The sequence below is a fragment of the Halioxenophilus aromaticivorans genome, from assembly GCF_042850945.1.
Classification (GTDB): Bacteria; Pseudomonadota; Gammaproteobacteria; order Pseudomonadales; family Cellvibrionaceae; genus Halioxenophilus; species Halioxenophilus aromaticivorans.
Genome location: NZ_AP031496.1, coordinates 3,916,362 through 3,935,234, shown reverse-complemented (window position 1 = coordinate 3,935,234; position 18,873 = coordinate 3,916,362). Strand labels below are relative to the sequence as shown.

At 51.6% G+C, this 18,873-nt stretch carries 19 protein-coding genes; 8 read left to right on the top strand and 11 right to left on the bottom strand.

Annotated elements, in window-relative coordinates; all coding sequences use genetic code 11:
* The first annotated feature begins 238 nt into the window (after window positions 1-238).
* The gene (locus tag ACGHM3_RS16880) at window positions 239-1,483 is read left to right on the top strand and encodes an alkyl sulfatase dimerization domain-containing protein (protein WP_345425400.1); all 1,245 of its coding nucleotides are present in this window, start codon (window positions 239-241) and stop codon (window positions 1,481-1,483) included.
* 171 nt (window positions 1,484-1,654) lie between these two features.
* On the opposite strand, the gene ACGHM3_RS16875 is transcribed toward ACGHM3_RS16880, so the two are convergent.
* Window positions 1,655-3,247: an isocitrate lyase gene (locus ACGHM3_RS16875; RefSeq protein WP_345425397.1), complete on the bottom strand. Its 1,593-nt coding sequence runs from the start codon at window positions 3,245-3,247 to the stop codon at window positions 1,655-1,657.
* Between the two features lie 154 nt (window positions 3,248-3,401).
* On the bottom strand, window positions 3,402-5,588 hold the full coding sequence (locus ACGHM3_RS16870) for a malate synthase G (RefSeq protein ID WP_345425394.1): 2,187 nt from the start codon (window positions 5,586-5,588) through the stop codon (window positions 3,402-3,404).
* A gap of 142 nt (window positions 5,589-5,730) precedes the next feature.
* Here ACGHM3_RS16870 and ACGHM3_RS16865 point away from each other — a divergent pair, with 142 nt between their 5' ends.
* The 3 genes from ACGHM3_RS16865 (at window position 5,731) to ACGHM3_RS16855 (ending at window position 8,654) form a co-directional block, all read left to right on the top strand.
* Complete coding sequence (locus ACGHM3_RS16865; RefSeq protein WP_345425391.1) at window positions 5,731-7,245, top strand: DUF3612 domain-containing protein; 1,515 nt, start codon at window positions 5,731-5,733, stop codon at window positions 7,243-7,245.
* A gap of 76 nt (window positions 7,246-7,321) precedes the next feature.
* Window positions 7,322-8,086 (top strand): peptidase, encoded by a 765-nt coding sequence (locus ACGHM3_RS16860; protein WP_345425388.1) that lies wholly within the window; start codon window positions 7,322-7,324, stop codon window positions 8,084-8,086.
* Window positions 8,087-8,234: 148 nt separating this feature from the next.
* Window positions 8,235-8,654, top strand: a complete 420-nt coding sequence (locus tag ACGHM3_RS16855) for a group II truncated hemoglobin (protein WP_345425385.1) — start codon at window positions 8,235-8,237, stop codon at window positions 8,652-8,654.
* A 53-nt stretch (window positions 8,655-8,707) separates the two neighbouring features.
* Here ACGHM3_RS16855 and ACGHM3_RS16850 read toward each other — a convergent pair whose 3' ends face one another.
* On the bottom strand, window positions 8,708-8,941 hold the full coding sequence (locus ACGHM3_RS16850) for a hypothetical protein (RefSeq protein WP_345425382.1): 234 nt from the start codon (window positions 8,939-8,941) through the stop codon (window positions 8,708-8,710).
* Between the two features lie 445 nt (window positions 8,942-9,386).
* Between ACGHM3_RS16850 and ACGHM3_RS16845 the strand changes: the two genes are divergently transcribed.
* The 3 genes from ACGHM3_RS16845 (at window position 9,387) to ACGHM3_RS16835 (ending at window position 11,378) form a co-directional block, all read left to right on the top strand.
* Window positions 9,387-9,704 carry a BolA/IbaG family iron-sulfur metabolism protein gene (locus ACGHM3_RS16845; protein WP_345425379.1) on the top strand — a complete coding sequence of 106 codons (318 nt, stop codon included), beginning with the start codon at window positions 9,387-9,389 and terminating at the stop codon, window positions 9,702-9,704.
* 138 nt (window positions 9,705-9,842) lie between these two features.
* Complete coding sequence (locus ACGHM3_RS16840) at window positions 9,843-10,793, top strand: rhodanese-related sulfurtransferase (protein ID WP_345425376.1); 951 nt, start codon at window positions 9,843-9,845, stop codon at window positions 10,791-10,793.
* A gap of 285 nt (window positions 10,794-11,078) precedes the next feature.
* Window positions 11,079-11,378, top strand: coding sequence for a hypothetical protein (locus tag ACGHM3_RS16835; protein ID WP_345425373.1), 300 nt, complete (start codon window positions 11,079-11,081; stop codon window positions 11,376-11,378).
* Between the two features lie 175 nt (window positions 11,379-11,553).
* Here the strand turns inward: ACGHM3_RS16835 and ACGHM3_RS16830 are convergent, their stop codons facing one another.
* From ACGHM3_RS16830 to ACGHM3_RS16820, 3 genes are read right to left on the bottom strand one after another with little or no spacing between them, the layout of a single operon-like run.
* Entirely contained in the window at window positions 11,554-12,135 is a 582-nt protein-coding gene (locus ACGHM3_RS16830; RefSeq protein WP_345425370.1) for a DUF4202 domain-containing protein, read from the bottom strand.
* Window positions 12,132-12,854, bottom strand: a complete 723-nt coding sequence (gene cobB, locus ACGHM3_RS16825; RefSeq protein WP_345425367.1) for a Sir2 family NAD+-dependent deacetylase — start codon at window positions 12,852-12,854, stop codon at window positions 12,132-12,134. The genes ACGHM3_RS16830 and cobB overlap by 4 nt, the downstream gene beginning before the upstream one ends.
* The gene (locus ACGHM3_RS16820) at window positions 12,854-12,988 is read right to left on the bottom strand and encodes a hypothetical protein (protein WP_390517285.1); all 135 of its coding nucleotides are present in this window, start codon (window positions 12,986-12,988) and stop codon (window positions 12,854-12,856) included. The genes cobB and ACGHM3_RS16820 overlap by 1 nt, the downstream gene beginning before the upstream one ends.
* A gap of 340 nt (window positions 12,989-13,328) precedes the next feature.
* Here ACGHM3_RS16820 and ACGHM3_RS16815 point away from each other — a divergent pair, with 340 nt between their 5' ends.
* Window positions 13,329-14,372: a DUF484 family protein gene (locus ACGHM3_RS16815; RefSeq protein WP_345425361.1), complete on the top strand. Its 1,044-nt coding sequence runs from the start codon at window positions 13,329-13,331 to the stop codon at window positions 14,370-14,372.
* Here ACGHM3_RS16815 and ACGHM3_RS16810 read toward each other — a convergent pair.
* The 5 genes from ACGHM3_RS16810 to trmL form a co-directional block, all read right to left on the bottom strand.
* Window positions 14,347-15,168 carry a glutaminyl-peptide cyclotransferase gene (locus ACGHM3_RS16810; protein WP_345425358.1) on the bottom strand — a complete coding sequence of 274 codons (822 nt, stop codon included), beginning with the start codon at window positions 15,166-15,168 and terminating at the stop codon, window positions 14,347-14,349. The genes ACGHM3_RS16815 and ACGHM3_RS16810 overlap by 26 nt on opposite strands.
* A gap of 79 nt (window positions 15,169-15,247) precedes the next feature.
* Window positions 15,248-15,556, bottom strand: a complete 309-nt coding sequence (locus ACGHM3_RS16805) for a late competence development ComFB family protein (RefSeq protein ID WP_345425355.1) — start codon at window positions 15,554-15,556, stop codon at window positions 15,248-15,250.
* 113 nt (window positions 15,557-15,669) lie between these two features.
* Entirely contained in the window at window positions 15,670-17,751 is a 2,082-nt protein-coding gene (gene mnmC, locus ACGHM3_RS16800) for a bifunctional tRNA (5-methylaminomethyl-2-thiouridine)(34)-methyltransferase MnmD/FAD-dependent 5-carboxymethylaminomethyl-2-thiouridine(34) oxidoreductase MnmC (RefSeq protein ID WP_345425352.1), read from the bottom strand.
* The gene (gene fldB / locus ACGHM3_RS16795) at window positions 17,748-18,263 is read right to left on the bottom strand and encodes a flavodoxin FldB (RefSeq protein WP_345425349.1); all 516 of its coding nucleotides are present in this window, start codon (window positions 18,261-18,263) and stop codon (window positions 17,748-17,750) included. Before fldB ends, mnmC begins: the two co-directional genes overlap by 4 nt.
* A gap of 88 nt (window positions 18,264-18,351) precedes the next feature.
* Entirely contained in the window at window positions 18,352-18,816 is a 465-nt protein-coding gene (gene trmL / locus ACGHM3_RS16790; protein WP_345425346.1) for a tRNA (uridine(34)/cytosine(34)/5-carboxymethylaminomethyluridine(34)-2'-O)-methyltransferase TrmL, read from the bottom strand.
* Window positions 18,817-18,873: the final 57 nt, after the last annotated feature.

Here is an 18,873-nt window from a genome sequence, read left to right as displayed (position 1 = left end):
GGACACGGCGCTGTGTTATTGGGGGCTGGCTTATGTTTTTGTGTGGGTGAAGTTATACATCCTTGATGTGGGGTATTGGGTATACCGTTGGAAACATTGAATACTGATCCTTAGTCAGGCTATTTCCAGGGCTTCCGATTTTTATGGTTGAGTACCTAATTGAGCTTCTAAAGAGTAGTGGTAATTAACAATATCGATAACCAACAGTAACGCTAAATTACAATAACGGTAAACAGTAATGGCAGATGACAGGCAGGGTAGTGATCCGGCATTAACAGTAGCCAGCATGGTGCAGTCCGGGCAGGGGCAAACCCAGGCGATCGAGCGGGCCGCTGGCATCTATGAAAGCCGCGGCATTGGCAACAGTTATTTGATCACCACCGATGAGGGCAGTGTGCTGGTTAACGCCGGTGCTTTGGGCGACGCCAAGCGCGGCCGGCAATTATTTGCTGCGGTGTCTGACCAGCCCATCCGCTATATTGTGTTAACCCAAAGCCATGCCAATCAGTTTGGCGGTTTGGAAGTTTACAAAACACCCAGCAATTCGGTGGTAGCCCAGCGCACCTATCTAGAAGATCGGCAGTATTTTAATGCGCTTAACCAGCATTACCAACGTGGTTCGCGACGGGTTTTTAGCCAGATCACTGGGCCAAAAAAAGACATTGTGCCGAGCCAGGAAATCCTGCCGGATTGCCTGTTCGATGATTACCTGTCGTTTACCCTAGGTGGCAGGCGGTTTGAGCTTATATCCACCCCCGGAGGTGAAACACGCAGTGCTGCGATGGTTTGGTTGCCGGATGAAGAAATTGCCATTGTTGGTAACCTGTTTGGCCCGCTGTTTGGCAACTACCCCAATTTAAACACCCTAAGGGGCGATAAACCCCGCAGTGCTTTGGCTTTTATTGATTCGGCCAAACGAGTGCGCCATTTAAAACCCAAGCAAATTTTAACCGGCCACGAGGATATCCAAGACCAAGCGAAAATACATAAACAACTGACGCGCATCATTGACGCAATGCAATGGGTGCACGATAAAACCATTGCCGGGATGAACGCAGGGGTGGGCCTGCGCCGTTTGATGGCTGATATCCAGCCGCCAGATGGTCTGTTGCTAACCGAGGAATACGGAAAATTATCCTGGAATATACGCGCTATTTATCACGAATATACCGGCTGGCAGGAGCCCGAGCGAGGCATAACCGACCTGTATTCCGTTCCGGCTTCCAGTATTGCCGGTGATCTAAAGGAATTGTTGGGTGGTGTGCAACCATTGATAGAGCGAGCGCAAGCCTACCTCAATCAACTGCAGCCGCTACACGCTTTGCATTTATTGGATATAGCTTTGGCAGCGGAGAAAAACTCAACGCAGGCTAAAACCGTTAGGGCAGAGGCGTTGAAACTGCTGCAACAGCAAACCGGTAACAAAAACCTGTGGGAGCGAAAAATCATTGAAGCTGAGTTGCGGGATTTGGACGAGCCATAAAAAAACCGCAGCCAAAGGCTGCGGTTTTCCGGCGTTTAACGTTATTGAAGTATCGACAAGCTAAACTATCCCAACTTCCACGGCAGAAAATAAGTATCTGTGTGTTGTTCCTACTGCCGTTTTGCCAATCTAAAAAACATCACCCCAGCCCTGCACCGGGGCGAATGTTCATTAGAATTGGTTCATGGTGTTGTCTTTACCAGAGGCCTTCAGAGCCGCGTCACCAGAGAAGTACTCTTTGTGATCGTCGCCCATGTCAGAACCGGCCATGTTTTGGTGCTTAACGCAAGCGATGCCTTGACGGATCTCTTTACGCTGAACGCCAGCAACATAACCCAACATACCTTCTTCACCGAAGTACTCTTTGGCCAGGTTGTCGGTAGACAAGGCCGCAGTGTGGTAAGTCGGCAGAGTGATCAAGTGGTGGAAGATACCCGCGTTAGCAGAAGCGTCTTTCTGGAAGCTCTGGATACGACGGTCAGCTTCGATAGACAGGTCAGTGCTGTCGTACTCTTCGCTCATCAATGCTGCGCGGTCGTAGGCAGAAACGTCTTTGCCAGCTTCGCTCCAAGCATCGAATACTTGCTGACGGAAGTTCAAAGTCCAGTTGAACGATGGGCTGTTGTTGTAAACCAGTTTCGCATCTGGAACAACGGCGCGGATGCGATCAACCATCGCAGCGATTTGGCCAACGTGTGGTTTTTCGGTTTCGATCCACAGCAGGTCAGCACCGTTTTGCAAAGAAGTAATACAGTCCAGAACAACGCGGTCTTCACCAGTACCTTTACGGAATTGGAACAAGTTGCTTGCCAAACGCTTAGGCTTTAACAATTTGCCATTGGCTTTGATAACAACGTCACCATTTTGGATATCGTCAGCGCTTTCTATGTAGTCGCCGTCCAAGAAACTGTTGTACTGGTCACCCAGGTCGCCTGGCTCATTAGTGATAGCAATTTGCTTGGTTAAGCCAGCGCCTAAAGAGTCAGTGCGGGCAACGATAACGCCGTCGTCTACACCCAGCTCCATGAACGCGTAGCGAACGGCGCGGATTTTAGCCAGGAAGTCTTCGTGTGGCACGGTTACTTTACCGTCTTGGTGACCACATTGCTTCTCGTCAGATACTTGGTTTTCAATTTGAATACAGCAAGCACCGGCTTCGATCATTTGCTTGGCTAGCAAGTAAGTGGCTTCTTCATTACCGAAACCTGCGTCGATGTCCGCAATAATAGGTACAACGTGGGTTTGGAAATTTTCGACTTTAGCCAGAACGTCTTTTTCAGCAGCGGCATCACCAGCGTCGCGAGCAGCGTCTAACTGGCGGAACAAACCACCCAGTTCACGGGCATCGGCTTGACGCAAGAAGGTATACAGCTCTTCGATCAAGGAAGAAACTGAGGTTTTTTCGTGCATGGATTGGTCAGGCAGTGGGCCGAACTCTGAACGCAGAGCAGCAACCATCCAACCAGAGAGGTACAAATAACGACGCTTGGTATCACCGAAGTGCTTTTTAATTGCGATCAGTTTTTGTTGGCCGATGAAACCGTGCCAGCAACCCAAGGATTGGGTGTACTCAGCGCTGTTGGCGTCGTAGGCAGCCATGTCTTCACGCATAATTTTAGCGGTGTACTTGGCGATGTCCAAACCGGTTTTGAAACGGTTTTGCAAACGCATGCGAGATACAGACTCTGGGTTAATTGCTTCCCAGGTCTTGTTACCTTCGATGGCTTTGGCCGCATCAGCGATGGTTTGATCGTAGTTTTGCATTGTACTGCTCCTCAATGGGTTTAGGAGGAGTGGCTACACAACGTACCCACTCCGGCTAGATCTGAGATGCGCCGGCATTACCCGGCGCGTGAATAAAACAAATAGACACAATTTAACGTTGAACGAAAAGCGGTTTGGGCTGCTAGCCCCGTCGTTAGGCCTGCTTGGCTTGGCGACGGAAGCTGTGCAACAAGGGCTCGGTGTAACCACTGGGCTGTTGCTTGCCTTCAAAGATCAGTGCCTGCGCCGCTTTAAACGCAATGCTTTGATCAAAGTTAGGTGCCATATTTTGGTAACTGGCATCGTTTTTATTTTGCTCGTCTACAACCGCTGCCATGCGTTCTAATACTGCTTGAACCTGGGCTTCGGTGGTTATGCCGTGTTGCAACCAGTTGGCAATGTGCTGAGCGGAAATACGCAGGGTTGCGCGATCTTCCATTAAGCCGTTGCCGTTGATGTCTGGCACTTTAGAACAGCCAACACCTTGGTCAATCCAGCGAACAACGTAGCCCAAAATACCTTGGCAGTTGTTTTCTAACTCCCGCTCAATGGCCTCGGCGGTTAAGCTGCTGGTATCGGCCATTAATGGCAGTTGTAAAAGTTCGGTTACTGGCAGTGGTTGCTCTTCCGACTTTTCCGCAAGCAGCGCAAACACGTCTACTTTGTGGTAGTGCAAGCTGTGCAAGGTTGCCGCCGTTGGTGAAGGCGTCCAAGCGGTGGTCGCACCGGCTTTTACGTGGCCAATTTTTTGTTCCATCATATCGGCCATGGAATCTGGCATGGCCCACATGCCTTTACCGATCTGCGCACGGCCAGGGAAACCACATTGTACGCCGATGGCAACGTTGCGTTGTTCGTAAGCGGTCAACCAGTTTTCACCTTTAAGGCTACCTTTTGGCATGAACGCGCCGGCCATCATGCTGGTGTGAATCTCATCACCCGTGCGATCCAAGAAACCGGTGTTGATGAAGAACACACGGTCGCGAGCCGCTAAAATACACGCGGTTAGGTTCAAGCTGGTGCGACGCTCTTCATCCATAATGCCGATTTTTAGCGTGTTCTTTTCCAAGCCGATTAATTGTTCTACTTTGCTGAACAATTTACAGGTGAAGCGAACTTCATCCGGGCCGTGCAGCTTTGGTTTAACGATGTAGATGCTGCCTGTGCGGCTGTTTTGGACTTGACCTTTACCGGTAATATCCAACTTGCCAATCAATGCAGTAACTACTGCGTCAACAATACCTTCTTTAACCTCGTTGCCTTCGGCATCGGTGGCTAGGTTAATATCGGTTAACAAGCCAACGTTACGAATCAGCATTAAAGAGCGACCGGCAACGGTTACTTCATCGCCCATAGGGGTGGTGAAGGTTTTGTCCGACGCTAGGCGGCGACACATAATTTCGCCGTCTTTTTCAAAGCGATCTTCCAAGGTGCCCAGCATCAAGCCCAACCAATTTTGGTAGACTTCGATTTTGTCTTCGCAATCGACCGCGGCAACAGAGTCTTCACCGTCCATGATGGTGCTCAGCGCCGACTCGATGTTGATGTCGCTGATAACTTCGCCACGCTCGGTACATTGGCCGCTGGTTACCAATTCCAGTTCCACGTGCAAACCGTTGTTGCGCAGTAGAATCGATTCTGGATCGTTGGCGTCGCCTTCGAAACCGATGAACTGGCCAGGGTTGGCGAGGCCTGTGGTTTTGCCGTCGGCGAAGAAGCACAACAAGTGGCTGCTGAATACCGAGTAGTGGGTAACGTCGCTGTGCGAGCCTTTGTTCAATGGGAATGATTCATCCAAGAACGTTTGGCTGTATTCAACAACGGCTTGACCACGGGCGGTGTTATATTCAGCACCGGGCGCCAATTCACCCTCACGAGGGATAACGTCAGAGCCGTACAAGGCATCGTACAAGCTGCCCCAGCGAGCGTTGGCCGCGTTTAACGCGAAGCGAGCGTTTTTAACCGGTACTACCAACTGCGGGCCGGCCATGGTGGCGATTTCGGCGTCTATATTGGTAGTGCCAATTTGCTCAGGTTGTGCCTGTGGCTGTAAGTAGCCAATTTCTTCCAAGAATGCCTTGGAGGCTTCAGGCGTGATGTTGCCGGCGTTTTCGGTGCACCAGGCATCGATTTGTGCTTGCAAGTCATCACGTACTGTGAGTAAACGTTTATTTTCAGGAGTCAGCTCATCGACCAGAGCGATAAAGCCTTCCCAGAATGCGGCTGAGTCCAGGTCGGTGTGGGGCAGAACCTGAGTTTCCAGGAATTGGTAAAGCTCAGAGCTAACCCGCGCTGGCTGCCGGCTAGTGTCGGCGGTGTCACGTACTACGGATAGGTCCATGGCTGCGTTCCTTTAATGAAAATGGATGTCGTCGTTAAGTGCTGCGCAGTGTAATAGAAATATTGTTAAAATTTCACAAAAGAAATTACACAGTGTAAATTACACAAATGGGTAAATTTTTTCACAAGCGAAATTACACAAAATGAAGATCTCAAATAATCTGCTACGCAAGTCCCATTTTTTGGGAACAAAGATAAGAAACCTGCGCAAAAACAATCACTTAACCATGGAGGATTTGTCCTCCCGGTGCGTCAAAATCAACCCTGAACAGGCTCCTTCAGTGTCGTATTTATCCATGATCGAGCGCGGCAAGAGGGTGCCGTCGGAGGGTATGTTAGAAGTAATAGCAGAAGTTTTTCAGAAAGATATCGGCTGGTTTATGGACGATAGCTCGGCCGACGCGGAAATCACCCCAGTTAAAAACAACCGGGGGGGCATTGCCGGCATGGCACTGGAACCCAGCTTCTTGTTTTCTAACGATATTCTGCAAATTGCACTGCCAGAGATGTTGGCCCAGACCGGTACCAGCGGGCGTCAATTCGCGCAATTATTGATTCGTGCCTATCAAGAATATCACCGCAACCATTTCCCCGATTTGGAACGGGCGGCGGAGGAGGTCGGTCAAAAACGCATGCCTATGGATGAGCATGACCTAATAGCCGTCTGTGGTCGCCTGGGGCTGGAGGTACATTGGTTTGACGCGGTGCCGGAAGAAATGGCCGATGAACTGGGGGTGATGTCACAAACGGTGGTGCGCTCGTACTTCGAGCCGCCCAACAAGATATGCCTTAACAATCGCCTTAAAAGCCAGCCAGATCGCTTGAAGTACGATTTGGCGGTGCACCTCGGCCACTGCACGTTGCACGATAAAGACGGCGTAAAAAGCTACCTAGTCACCGGCCGCAGCCAGAGTATCACCCTCAACCAAGGCGAGACGGGCGTAGCGCACTCGTCGGAGGTCAATGCCTTGGATATTCTTCAAGCCTGGCGGGACTTTGAATGCAGTTTTTTCGCTGGGGCTTTGCTGTGTCCTAAGGTGCCATTTCGTCAATTGTTAGATCGTATGGCCTATAGTATCGATGTGCACAAGATCATTGGCGTAACGCCAGCGGTGGCCATGCGCCGAATGACGGCGGTTTCGCCATACCCCCATTGGCACTACTTCGATGCCTACGCGCCTGGCACCTTGCGTGCGGTGTATCGCGGTAATGGTATTCCCTTACCCTGGGGCAATATGCGGTTGGTAGAGGACGCCTGCCAACACTGGGCGGTGTTCCGTATGGTGAATGTCGATAGCAACCAAGACTGCGCGCAAATCTCGGTGATGGCAGCCTCTGGCGGACCTCGTATCTACGCCTGTCAGTCGCGCAAGGTGTCCGATTTGGCAGAGAACGACCACGTGCTCTGCGCGGGCATTGATTTGACCCCCGCGTTGGATACCCAGATGCAAGATGGGCACGGCTTGGCAGAGCAATTACGGGAGGCCTGTGTGGCCGGTGGCGGCTCGGCTATCATTCCGCAAACGATCAGCCGAGAGCTGCTGCGCGTGGCCAAAATATTGAATATTGGGTGGGTAGAATCCGGCCTGGCATCGGAGGCCCGGGTGATTTGTTCCAGGGGTGCGGTATGCCCGCGGGAGCCGCAATGCTACAGCTAATTATGAAGGCTTTGTGGCAGTGAGAAATCACCCTTGTCAGTGCCGCTGGCTTGTGTTCCCATAGCCCACCCAAAGGATGAGAGAAGAGCAAAAATACGTGACCTACTGTTTAGGAATTAAAGTGAATCAAGGTATCGTGATGATATCTGATTCACGCACCAGTGCCGGCGTCGACAATATCAGCTCCTACAGCAAGATGTGGCGCTATGGTATCCCTGGCGAACGCCAATTTGTGGTGTGTTCAGCGGGTAATCTGGCCACCACCCAGGCGGTGATCACTCAGCTGGAAGCCGAAATGGCTAAAGGCGCCAAGGAGAACCTAAACACTGTGGCTAATATGGCAGAAGCGGCCGCTTATTTAGGGCGGGTTAACGTCAAAGCGCAAAAAGGCAATACTGGCGGTGGGCCGTTATTTGAGTGCACCTTTTTATTGGCTGGAGAAATTTTGGGCGCGGCCAGCGGGTTATTTATGATTTACTCGGCGGGCAATTATATCGCTACTTCCAACCACAAACCCTTTTTGCAAATTGGAGAGGCTAAATACGGCAAGCCGATTATGGATCGGGTGATTGATTTAGAAACACCCATAGAGAGCGCCGCTCTGTGCGGTTTAGTTTCCATGGACGCTACGCTGCGCAGTAACCTTACCGTAGGCCCGCCCATAGAAATGAACATCCTAGAGGCCGGCACCCTGCAACCTGGGTACTACACGTCCTATTCTGAGGACGATGAGTTCCTACGTAATTTGCGCGCTTCCTGGGATGAGCTAATGAAAGACGCCTTTCAGCGATTGGCTCCGTTGCCCTGGCAACCCGGTCAACCTAGCCAGTCTAATTTCTGATTTTTTGATACTCTTTTCTATCGCTTCTTAATGTAAACGCGGGCGGTCCATAATCTATAACGCCACTCGGGCGGTCCAAAAGTGTATAATCTCGAAGCTTAGCCTCTACATTTTTAGTTAATAACAATAAGTAAGCACGGAGCGAAGTATGAAAACTCCCTACGAAATACTGGGCGCAGAGGGCGTTCAGCAATTGGCCTGCGCGTTTTACGATGCTATGGACGAATTACCTGAAGTGCGGGGCATTCGTGCAATGCACGCGCAAGATTTAACCGACGTAAAACAAAAGCTGAGCGACTATTTAACCGGTTGGATGGGCGGCCCATCTTTGTATCAGGCTAAACAGGGCACCGTGTGTTTAACTGAACCACACAAACCATACAGCATTGGGCCTGAAGAAACTGAGCAGTGGCTGTTGTGCTTTAATAAGGCATTGGAAAAAATAGCAGCTAGCGACGAGTTGAAGCAAATGTTGGAGCAGCCCATTAAGCGCATTGCGGCGGCTGTGCAAAACCGCCAGCACGCCCTGGCCAGTAAAGATGACCCCAACATTATTGCTTCCTGCTGACGGCTTGGTTGACCGGGTCGAGAGAGCGCTCAACTCGTTTAGAGAGTGGTTAATTAGTTAGGCGTTATGAACGTTTCTAGGCTGGGATGGTGTTTCTCACTGAACGCCATGTAGTCTTCGGCCAGGGTGCGGTTAGTGCTGCGTCGGTCTGTGGATTTGCGGCGTTTGCGGTGAAACAAATCCATGTTCAAGTCTTTACATCGATCTTGCTCTAAGCGTCTGTCGTTACCACGGCGGCGATTTACAAAAACAAGCTGGTTTGCCTCTAAGCAGCTTTTCGCTGGCATTGATCTACCCTCACACTTCTAAATCTTTATCGTAAACCAAGTATAGATTACCTCTTGGTATGTGCGAGTTAGTTTCTATCGCTTTTATTTCTAAGGGGCAATGCCAGAATTACCAAATGGTCTGTTGTTTGGGTTGACTTGTTAAAGTGCGAATTTGATCTCATATTCCAATTTAAATTGGCCTTTGGATTGCTTTGCTCGGTTTTTGGGAGGGTTTGCCTCTGCCATTAGAAGGGAAATATCAACGATTACTTGTATAGCATCCTCTAGGCGTAAGAGCGTTAAGGTCCGGTAAAAGCCCCGTCAAAGGCCTGGTACATCTTTTGAAACCTAGCGGTTTTTGAAGCACAGGGCTGTTCGGTGGTAAGGTTCGCCGGCTGGCCGTACCTTAAACTAAGCACACCTCAAACGCGCCACACCTTGAACTTACAGGAGCTGTTAAACCATGGCTAAAGTGATAGAGCCCATTATTGAACAAAAGCTAACCACTGGGCTGGCCCCGGTGTTTCTGTCTGTGGACAACGAAAGCCACATGCACAATGTGCCGCCGGGCTCCGAATCGCATTTTAAAGTGGTGGTGGTGAGTGACCAGTTTCAGGAAAAGCGCTTGGTGCAAAGGCATCAGTTGGTGTACCAACAGTTGCAGCAAGAGCTCGCCGGTGGTGTGCATGCGCTGGCTATCCACGCCTATACCCCAACCGAGTGGCAGGAAAAGGGCCTAGCGCCTAACTCGCCACAGTGTTTGGGAGGCGGTGGCAAGTAGCCCTTACGGGGTTGGCGGCGGCGGAACTGCTTTGCCCTCGCAAAATCTTGCTTCAGCGGCTAAAATGCGCGCGTTTTTACAGTCGAGCCCTGTTTACGCCAGGGTTTTAAGTCACTATTCGTTGTAAAAGGCTACCCTATGGAAATCGTTGTCGCGGCGATGTATCGCTTCGTCGCCCTGCCGGATTTTGAACAGATCCAACCTTCACTGCTTGCGTTTTGCAAAAGCCAAGACATTAAAGGCACGCTGTTATTGGCCAAAGAGGGCATTAACGGCACTGTGTCGGGCTCGCGCCAAGCCATTGATGCGTTATTGGCGTATTTGCGACAAGACCCGCGCCTAGCAGAGCTAGACCACAAAGAATCCTATTATCAGGAACAGCCGTTCTACCGCATGAAGGTGAAGCTAAAAAAGGAGATTGTCACCATGGGGGTGGAGGGAATTGATCCCAATCACGTGGTTGGCACCTACGTTGAGGCCAAAGATTGGAACGATCTGATCTCTGACCCGGATGTCGTGGTGGTGGATACGCGCAACGACTATGAATACGCCATAGGCACCTTCGAAAACGCGGTAAACCCCGAAACCACTACCTTTCGAGAGTTTCCAGCCTACGTTAAAGACAATCTAGACCCGGCCAAGCACAAAAAAGTGGCCATGTTTTGTACCGGTGGTATTCGCTGCGAGAAATCCACAGCCTATATGAAAGAGCAGGGCTTTGATGAGGTTTACCACCTCAAGGGCGGTATCTTGAAATATTTCGAAGAGGTGCCCGCAGAAGAGAGCCTATGGCAAGGCGAGTGCTTTGTATTCGACAACCGGGTGGCGGTGAACCACAAGTTAGAAAAAGGCCACTATGACCAATGCCACGGTTGCCGTTATCCCATCACTGAGCAAGATAAACAATCACCACACTATGAGAAAGGTGTGTGCTGCCCACACTGTTACGACAAATTGTCGTCTGAGCAACTCAGCCGCTTTAAAGAGCGCCAAAAGCAGGTGGAGTTGGCCCTGCAGCGTTCTCAGGTTCACATTGGCGCAGCGCCGCCGGCCAGGCAGCGCCGTACTCAATCTAAAGCCGATTCATAAAAATATTAGGTGCCGCTGGTATGGCGGCGTTAAACCTGACTTGTTTCACAGTTCTTTGCATTACAGCGCTGTTTATCTAATTTTGTTAATAAATTAATTGAGTAAACCACCCCATAAAACGTTCTATGAACGGAAATTGGCGGTCTTTGATCATCCACTCATGTAAAAAAGTTATAAAATTCTTGAATTTACTAAGTAAATTTGTGTAAAGGGGTTCCTGCGCAGGGGGTTCGAGGTTTAAAATCCCGTCCCTAGAGTCAAAACAAGCAAAGAGCAAAAAGCGGTATGTCAGGCATCAACTTTGATGACTGGGAAGTTAACCTAGAGGCTATGTCGGCAACGCATACCACAGGTTTTTCCTTGTCAGTAGAAGGATCTGTTCGTAATCCATCGGCAGTGCATCCGGGGCCATTTCCCAAGCACTTAACTGCATTGGAACAGGTGCGTCTACTTCGATATGGGGTGGAGGCGCTGGCCAAAGCCGCCAAGAGCAGCAACAGACCCGTGCGCCCGGTGCATAGGCCCAATCCGGATCGTCCGCGTAAAACACTGCTTAAGTTAAAGCGCAGCCCAGGCCAGGAGTAAGGCCGGGGCTCCCATCCCTTCCTGTAACGGCATCGCTGTCGTTTATTCGTTTCAATAGCGGCCCGAAACAAAACACGAAACTGGCTAGCTTCGCCGTGGTTTTGTCGTCATTTCCATAAACTTGGCCATTGTCATCGGCGCCAACAGCTTGCAGCGCCGTGAACCGAATACCCGGTTAAGCCAGGGCTTCTTGCACTAATGCCAGTGATTGCTCTGTGAGCGGTAGTTTTAAGGCCGCGGCGTGGCCTTGATCGGACATTTTGCGCCAAGTCTTTTGAATAATATCGATGACCTTAGGGCGTTCGTGTTTGTTGGCGAAATCGTCCAAATAATATTGAACAAACACCAGGCATATTACGTCCTCCAGAGCTTGCACCAATTCGTCGGATTTGATTCCCCGCTTGGTTAATAGCTGTTTGGTTTGGGCGATATCCGCTTCGCCATAGCCTTTTTCGCTCATAATTTGGGCCGTGGTGTCGGCGTGGAATTTGCCCAGTTCTGTGCGCCAGCGTTTATAGCCTGGCTTGTCCATGGGGTAATCCGAGCGTGGAATTTTCCAGCGGCCGATGTGCTGTGCCCGTGCTGCAATCTGTAAGGTTTCTGGGGCAGCGGGAAAGAACGCCGCCAATTGCTCGCTCATGCGTTGGCTGTAGATCAGCTCTTTTGGTTGTTGCTCGCCGGCGACGGTTTCTAGGTTTGGGTCTTCGCGGTTGATGGCATCAATGGCCTGCAATGTCTCATTGAGTGCTGTGGTCATAGTGGGTTTCCTAAAACAGTTTGGAAGAATTCGGGTACCAGCTCCGACGCTAGGCCGTAATGCTGTTCATGAAAATGGCTGGCCGCCATTGATGGCTCTAAATTTAGCTCAACCGTATGTGCGCCATAATGTTTGGCCAGTTGTTGAAAGCCCGCCGCTGGGTAAACATTACCGGAGGTGCCAATGGAGACAAATAAATCGCACTGGGCTAGGACGGATTCAATGTCATTCATGTACAGTGGGATTTCGCCAAACCAAACTATGTGCGGGCGCAATTGGCCGGATTTGTTACAGCAGGGGCAGGACATATTTTGGTCGAGATCTTGTTGGTGGCTATAAATTTCGCCACTTTCTGCACAGCGAATTTTCAATAGCTCTCCGTGCATGTGCAACACATTTTTACTGCCAGCCCGTTCGTGTAAATCGTCTACATTTTGTGTGATGAGTGTGTAATCACCGCGAAACGACATTTCAAAATCGGCCAGGACTTTATGGGCCGTGTTAGGTTTGGCTTTGTTGACTAATTGAGCTCGGCGTAAATTATAAAAACGATGTACCAGCGTTGGATTGGCTGCAAATGCCTGGGGCGTGGCAACGTCTTCAACGGGATGATTTTCCCACAGGCCGTTATTATCGCGAAAGGTTTTTAATCCAGACTCGGCAGAAATGCCTGCGCCGGTCAGTACAACCACCGAGCGTGGAGTTGATTTCGCTTGCATTAAATCTTCCTTATTTTACGGTAAGCGAGTTTTAATTCTGCAGCGGCTTTTTGTTTTTGGTCGGTAATCAAGACACAAGGATTTTCATTCTTTGCAAATTCAATGGCTTTTTCTATTACCATTTTTGTTACCACTCATGCCTCGCCTGTTCCGTTTACCATCACACTTTCTATTGCCATCTTAGCGTTACGTAGAAAACCTCTGTTGCTCAAACGGTGTTCATTGAAAACGTTCGTTGCGTGCTGGCCGTAGAAGGTATGTTTTTGCGCCTCTATATTCAGCCTACAGATTACTGTAATACGTTGATCTTCCCAAGTTTTAATCACGATTACCGTTCGTCGGCTTTTCAAATTTGGCTTCAACTTCGCGCCAGCTTGCCGATAACCCCTGTATAAGCGGATACAAAGCCGCAGGGGTGTGCTTCAGAGCGTGGTAGTAAAACGCGCCTGAATTGCCCACGTAAGAACACAGTCAATGAAGGAAAGAATCGTTGTGGAAATGAGTATTGCCAACGAAAACCGTCGCCTGCGCGAAATAGTCCAACAATTGCTTGATAAAATCGATGATAATCAAAAGGTTCTCAAGCACTTCCAATCTTTTGAGCTACAGCTCCTCAATGCCGCCAGCGTGCACCAGTTGTTTCAGCTACTACTGGATGAGTCCTGTCGTCATTTCCGTCTAGCCAGTGCCAGTTTACTGTTGTTAGATGAAGACGGCAGCAAAGACCAATTATTTGGCAGAATACAAGTTGGCAATTTTCACAACCGTCTGCAGTTGCGTCAAAGCCCGGATTTCTACCAAAAGATTTATCCCTCTGACCCCATCGTAATGCTGCAAGAGGTGGATGTGTTAACCGCCACCCGATTGTTCCCCGGTGCGCCCAAAGTAGGCAGTGCAGCCTTTTTGCCTTTAATGGATCAACATCGTGTTATCGGCAGCTTGCATTTAGCCAGTAGTGAGAGCACTCGCTTTACCTCTGCCAAGGATGCCAATTTATTAGAGCATCTGGCCGCAATTGTTAGCCGTTGCATTAGCGCCTGTTTGGAGCGCGAAGCGCAACAACTGCAAAAGGAAATAGACCCGGTTCTACAAGTGGGCAGCCAGCGATATCTACAATGTGCTATGCAGCGCGAGTTAGAGCGTACCGCCAATTGCAGCGGTTACTTGGCCTGCGTTGCTGTGCAATCTTGCATGGGTGGAGATCATCCGTTGATGCCGAAGGTGGCCCAAGCTCTGCGCGATGCGGTGCGTAAGGTGGATGTCTGTGCTCGCTTTGGGGAAGACCAGCTGGTGGTTTTATTGCCGGAGTCCGATTCCCGCCAAGCTCAGGCGACCGCGGCCAGAATCAGCAAAGCGCTACAGCAAATTGAGGGCTTGCCCTGCGAGCAGTTCAAAGTGGGCGTGAACGCATGGAAGGCCCGCAAAAGTAAAAATCCCATCACCGAAGATAAGCTCGCCGCCGTTGGCCAGTCTTTGATTGACGAGGCCGTTGCTAGCGCTCAGCCGTTGGCAGAGTAATCTCCTCCAGGGTCGCCGGGAATTTCACCAAGAACCGGCGATCCCAATATTTGCCTGTCAGCCACATTGCCTGATCTGGTTCGCTCCACGCTAAACCATTGAGTACTTTTTCGCGGGCGCCCCTGCCGACCCGGAATTGTTTGGCGATGTCCGAAAAATCCAGCCGCGCTAATACTTCGCCGGTGTTAGGGTCGATGGCCAGTACGTCGTCGCTAAACCAGCGGTTGGCCCACAGTATTCCGTTGGCGTATTCCAATTCGTTGATCGCGCTCCAGCGTCGCTCGCCGCCGTGCAGTTTGATGGCTTTCACCGCTTTAAATGGCCGGGTAGTAAAAAAGGTGATTTCATCCGTGCCATTGCTCATGATCAAGTGTTCACCATCGTGGGTTAATCCCCAGCCTTCGCCCTTGTAATCGTGGCGGGCCAATGGGTTCCAATTGCGGTCAAACACCAGCATTTTGCCCGCCCGCCAGGTCAGCAGATAAAACCGATCGTTGAGAAGGGTGAGACCTTCGGCAAAAATGTTTTTGGGCAGGGGCATTTCCACCAGCATGGAGCTATCGCTGGACTTATAGCGCACTAGGCTAGAGCGGCCGTAACCACCGCTGGATTCGTATATCCAGGGCCCGTCCACCAACAAGCCCTGGGTGAAAAGGCCTTTGGGGTGGGGTTGCTGATCGATGATTTGGTATTCAAGGTTGGCAATTGCGTTGCCAGCAAGGCTTTGTAGGGGCAGGGCCAGCAGGCCCCAGGTGAATAGGGTTGTTAGGGTTAAAATCCGTTTTTTTGCATTCAAAGTCGCCACCAAGCATCCATCGCAATAGGTGGCCAGTGTAGCCAAACTGGCATGTACCCAGCAAGACTCAACCCCAGTGCTAGTCGTCGGTTGGCCGGGCCCGTTTCGCTACGTACGCCAGAGCATCTTTAACCGCTTTGTTTACCTTATCTTGGATTTCTTGCTGTTCCTGTGGCGATAGGAAAAACGTCATATCGACATCGTATCGAATGTAGCGCGGCGGCAGATGATTGAGCGCCACGCAGGCCACATCGGCCAAGAAATCGCTATCGTTGGCGGCCCGTTCACTGGTTTGCGTTATTTGGTTGATGACCAAGTTTTCATAAAAATTGTGAATGCTGTCGAGATCGCTGGCAGCCTTCGACTTGGGGTGTACATGCAAAAGCATAGGAGTGCACTCATTGGTGAATGGCCCAGGCGCTGGTTGGCGCACTAAACCATGGCTGTTGTTGTGTTTATAAACCTTGCCCTAAGTTTAGACGCTTTCGATCTATTAGCTATTTAGCGTTGATTACGGATGAGCTCGCGAATGATAAACCGGGCTGGGTGCAGGGCTTGGTTGAGTGTGAAGCCCAGTGGCGGTGGTTCGCCCAGTAGGTGCGCGGCCAGCAGCTCAGCGCACAGTGGCGTGTAGGTGAGCCCGCGGGAACCGTGGCCGAGATTGGCGTATAAGCCAGGCAGAAAGTGCCCTGGGCTGGCAACGGCTTGGCGCGCATTTTTTCGCAGGCTCGCAAAGGCGGTTTCCATGGCCGGGACATCGGCTACCGGTCCTACTAAGGGTAGGTAATCCGGGGAAGTTGCGCGCAGGGCCACTCGGGCGCTCCAGTTGTCAACTTCCCTTGGCCACTGGCGGTTGATCTCCGGCAACATCGCGGTGGCGGCGTCGAGGTTGCGTCTTTGGTCCTCACGCCGAGGTTGCATATCACAACTTTTGGGGTCGAAGGTGGCGCCCAGGCAGTGGCTGGCCAGCCCTTGGTCATTGAGGTAGCTCGGTGCTATGTAACCCTCGGAACAAACTACACTGCTCAACTGGCGGCTCTGCTTCGTTGCCGGCACTAGGCTAACCTGGCCACGCACGGGTTTCAGTGGCAGGTGTGCGGTGGGGGATAGGACGCGGGCTTGGTTAGCACAGGCCACCACCACGCTGTGATAATCGCCCAGGTGTTGTCCTTCGGTGTTGGCTAAGCGCCATTGTGGTTGGTCTGAGCACTGATGGTGGCCGGGTAACGGCTCTAGGCGGCCGATTTCTGTGTTGTAGAAAGAGGTAACTGCAGCAGGCCGGATAAGCTCGGCACACACTTTTTGGGGGTAAAGCCAGCCCGATTGCGGGAACCACAGCCCAGGCGCCGAGGTGGTCACGCCGGCCTGTTGCTGGGTTTGCTGGTGGTTAAGCCAGTGCACTAGGCCTTGCTGACCCAGGCGTTTGGCGATGGCGGTATAGGTTTTAACCTGTTTTTCGTTGGCCAATTGCAGTACACCGCATTGGTCGCCGAAGTCCTGTGTGTCGCAATCCCAAAATGATTGGTAGTGGCGTTGTGCATAGAGTAGGGCTAGGCAGTTAAAGTCTCCTTGGTTGCCTGGTTGGGGCGAAAGCTTGGCATACACCACACCCTGGGGGTTGCCCGAGGCCTCCTGGGCGGGGGCGGGATGGCGGTCGTACAAGTGAATGTGCACACCGCGGCGAGCCAGCGCCGCAGCGGTATGACACCCGGCAAGCCCGGCGCCAATCACTGCTACGGTGGTCACTGGGGCGGCAACCTTAGCGCCTGCCTGCCACGCCAGGGGCGACGCCAAGGGCGGTTCAGGTGTGGCTTTGATGTTACTTCGTACCGCCCGAATCATTTCGCGCTTTTTGCCAAAACCGGGGACCTTTTCAATGTCAAAACCCACCGCTTGCAGCCCCCGCTTAACCACGCCAGCGGCGGTGAATGTGGCCAGCGTTGTGCCAAGGCGGCTTAATCTTGCGAGGCTTGCGAACAGCTCCGGGCGCCACATGTCTGGATTCTTGGCAGGGGCAAAGCCGTCCAGAAACCAGGCATCTACTGCGAACCCGGCAAAGCCATGGTCGAAGTCGGGGTGGTGGGAAGCCAGTAGTTGGGTAAAGCCGGCAGCGGCCTCATCCAGAATAAGGGTTAGGCTTACCGGGCCAAACCCCAGCCTGTGCACACCTGGGTACAGGGCTTTTGGGTAGGCCGCAATGAGTTGTTGCGCCAGGGGCTGTAGTTGGGGCCAAAGGCTGAGTGCTTTAACTAAATCGCCGTGGCTAAGCGGAAAGCGCTCCACAGAAACAAAATGCAAGCGCGCCAGGCTGGGAGCCGTTTGCTGCCATAACTGCCAGGCGGCCAAAAAGTTGAGCCCGCTGCCAAAGCCGGTCTCGCCTATGGTAAAAGGGGTATCGCTTGTACACTGGCTAAATCGCTGGGCCAAGTGGTTGTGTTGCAGAAAGACATGTTGTGTCTCGGCCAAGCCGTTGTGGCGTGAAAAATACACGTCGCCAAAATAGTTGGAAAGCGGCTGGCCGTTGTCATCCCAGGTAAGGTCTGCTGTGGTGATCGGCTGATTTGCGTCCTTGGGGGTGGTCACAAACCCAAAGCCGGCTTAATTTGCTGGCACCAAGTGGCAATTCTTTGCTCGGACTGATCGAATTCGTTTTCTTCATCCAAGGCTAAGCCCACAAACTGCTTGCCATCCGTAGTGAGGGCTTTGGATTCTTCAAACTCGTAGCCATCCACCGGCCAATATCCAACCAAGTTAGCGCCGAGTGTTTCTAACTTGGCGTGCAGGTAGCCCAGGGCATCTAAAAACCACTCCGGGTATCCGATTTGATCGCCAAGGCCATATAAAGCGACGGTTTTGCCTTCGAAGTCGACGTCGTCAATTTCATCCCAAATCTCTTCCCAATCTTCCTGTAATTCACCGTAGTCCCAGGTCGGGATACCCATAATGACGGCTGGATAGGATTCGGCAGTAACCATGGGTTCGTCGGCGATATTGAACACATCGACGTTATTGGCGCCAAGCTGATTGGCAATCTTCTCCGCCACCATTTCGGTGTAGCAGGTGGAGCTGCCATAGAACAATGCGATACTCGCCATGGTTTCCTCTGGATTGTGTTTCAACGTGTTTCAATGTGGTAGCCGGCTGGTCCAGGCTGGTGGTAGCCCAACTACTGCGCGGAGCGTTTTAACGGGCTCCGCTAAAGTTCAATTGCCGCCAAGCTTCGTAAACCAGTACGGAAGCCGCGTTGGACAAGTTCATGCTGCGGCTGTCTGGTAGCATGGGGATGCGGATTTTTTGCTCCGGGCCTAGGCTGCCCAAAATGGTGTTGGGCAGTCCGCGTGATTCGGGGCCAAATACCAGGTAATCGTTGGCTTGGTAGTGCACATCGTGGTGTAGGCTGCGGCCTTTGGTGGTGACGGCGTATAACCGCTGGGGCGCTTTGGCGGCGATAAAAGCATCCCAGCCATCGTGAATTTCGATGTCTTTCCACTCGCCGTAATCCAGCCCCGCACGGCGCAGGCGCTTATCGTCCAGCTCAAATCCTAGGGGCGCAATAAGCTGTAAGTGGCAACCAGTATTAGCGCACAGGCGAATGATATTACCGGTGTTGGGTGGGATTTCGGGTTCAAATAAAACGATGTTAAACATGTGGTTCTGCGCCGCTGGCTGACAACGGCGGCAGATTATAAAGCAGTGGCGGGAAAA

Excerpts from the sequence above, each read along its gene's own strand:
- ACGHM3_RS16880 (WP_345425400.1), top strand. The coding sequence starts at position 239 with ATGGCAGATGACAGGCAGGGTAGTGATCCGGCATTAACAGTAGCCAGC.
- ACGHM3_RS16875 (WP_345425397.1), bottom strand. The coding sequence starts at position 3,247 with ATGCAAAACTACGATCAAACCATCGCTGATGCGGCCAAAGCCATCGAA.
- ACGHM3_RS16870 (WP_345425394.1), bottom strand. The coding sequence starts at position 5,588 with ATGGACCTATCCGTAGTACGTGACACCGCCGACACTAGCCGGCAGCCA.
- ACGHM3_RS16865 (WP_345425391.1), top strand. The coding sequence starts at position 5,731 with ATGAAGATCTCAAATAATCTGCTACGCAAGTCCCATTTTTTGGGAACA.
- ACGHM3_RS16860 (WP_345425388.1), top strand. The coding sequence starts at position 7,322 with ATGAGAGAAGAGCAAAAATACGTGACCTACTGTTTAGGAATTAAAGTG.
- ACGHM3_RS16855 (WP_345425385.1), top strand. The coding sequence starts at position 8,235 with ATGAAAACTCCCTACGAAATACTGGGCGCAGAGGGCGTTCAGCAATTG.
- ACGHM3_RS16850 (WP_345425382.1), bottom strand. The coding sequence starts at position 8,941 with ATGCCAGCGAAAAGCTGCTTAGAGGCAAACCAGCTTGTTTTTGTAAAT.
- ACGHM3_RS16845 (WP_345425379.1), top strand. The coding sequence starts at position 9,387 with ATGGCTAAAGTGATAGAGCCCATTATTGAACAAAAGCTAACCACTGGG.
- ACGHM3_RS16840 (WP_345425376.1), top strand. The coding sequence starts at position 9,843 with ATGGAAATCGTTGTCGCGGCGATGTATCGCTTCGTCGCCCTGCCGGAT.
- ACGHM3_RS16835 (WP_345425373.1), top strand. The coding sequence starts at position 11,079 with ATGTCAGGCATCAACTTTGATGACTGGGAAGTTAACCTAGAGGCTATG.
- ACGHM3_RS16830 (WP_345425370.1), bottom strand. The coding sequence starts at position 12,135 with ATGACCACAGCACTCAATGAGACATTGCAGGCCATTGATGCCATCAAC.
- cobB (WP_345425367.1), bottom strand. The coding sequence starts at position 12,854 with ATGCAAGCGAAATCAACTCCACGCTCGGTGGTTGTACTGACCGGCGCA.
- ACGHM3_RS16815 (WP_345425361.1), top strand. The coding sequence starts at position 13,329 with ATGAAGGAAAGAATCGTTGTGGAAATGAGTATTGCCAACGAAAACCGT.
- ACGHM3_RS16805 (WP_345425355.1), bottom strand. The coding sequence starts at position 15,556 with ATGCTTTTGCATGTACACCCCAAGTCGAAGGCTGCCAGCGATCTCGAC.
- fldB (WP_345425349.1), bottom strand. The coding sequence starts at position 18,263 with ATGGCGAGTATCGCATTGTTCTATGGCAGCTCCACCTGCTACACCGAA.
- trmL (WP_345425346.1), bottom strand. The coding sequence starts at position 18,816 with ATGTTTAACATCGTTTTATTTGAACCCGAAATCCCACCCAACACCGGT.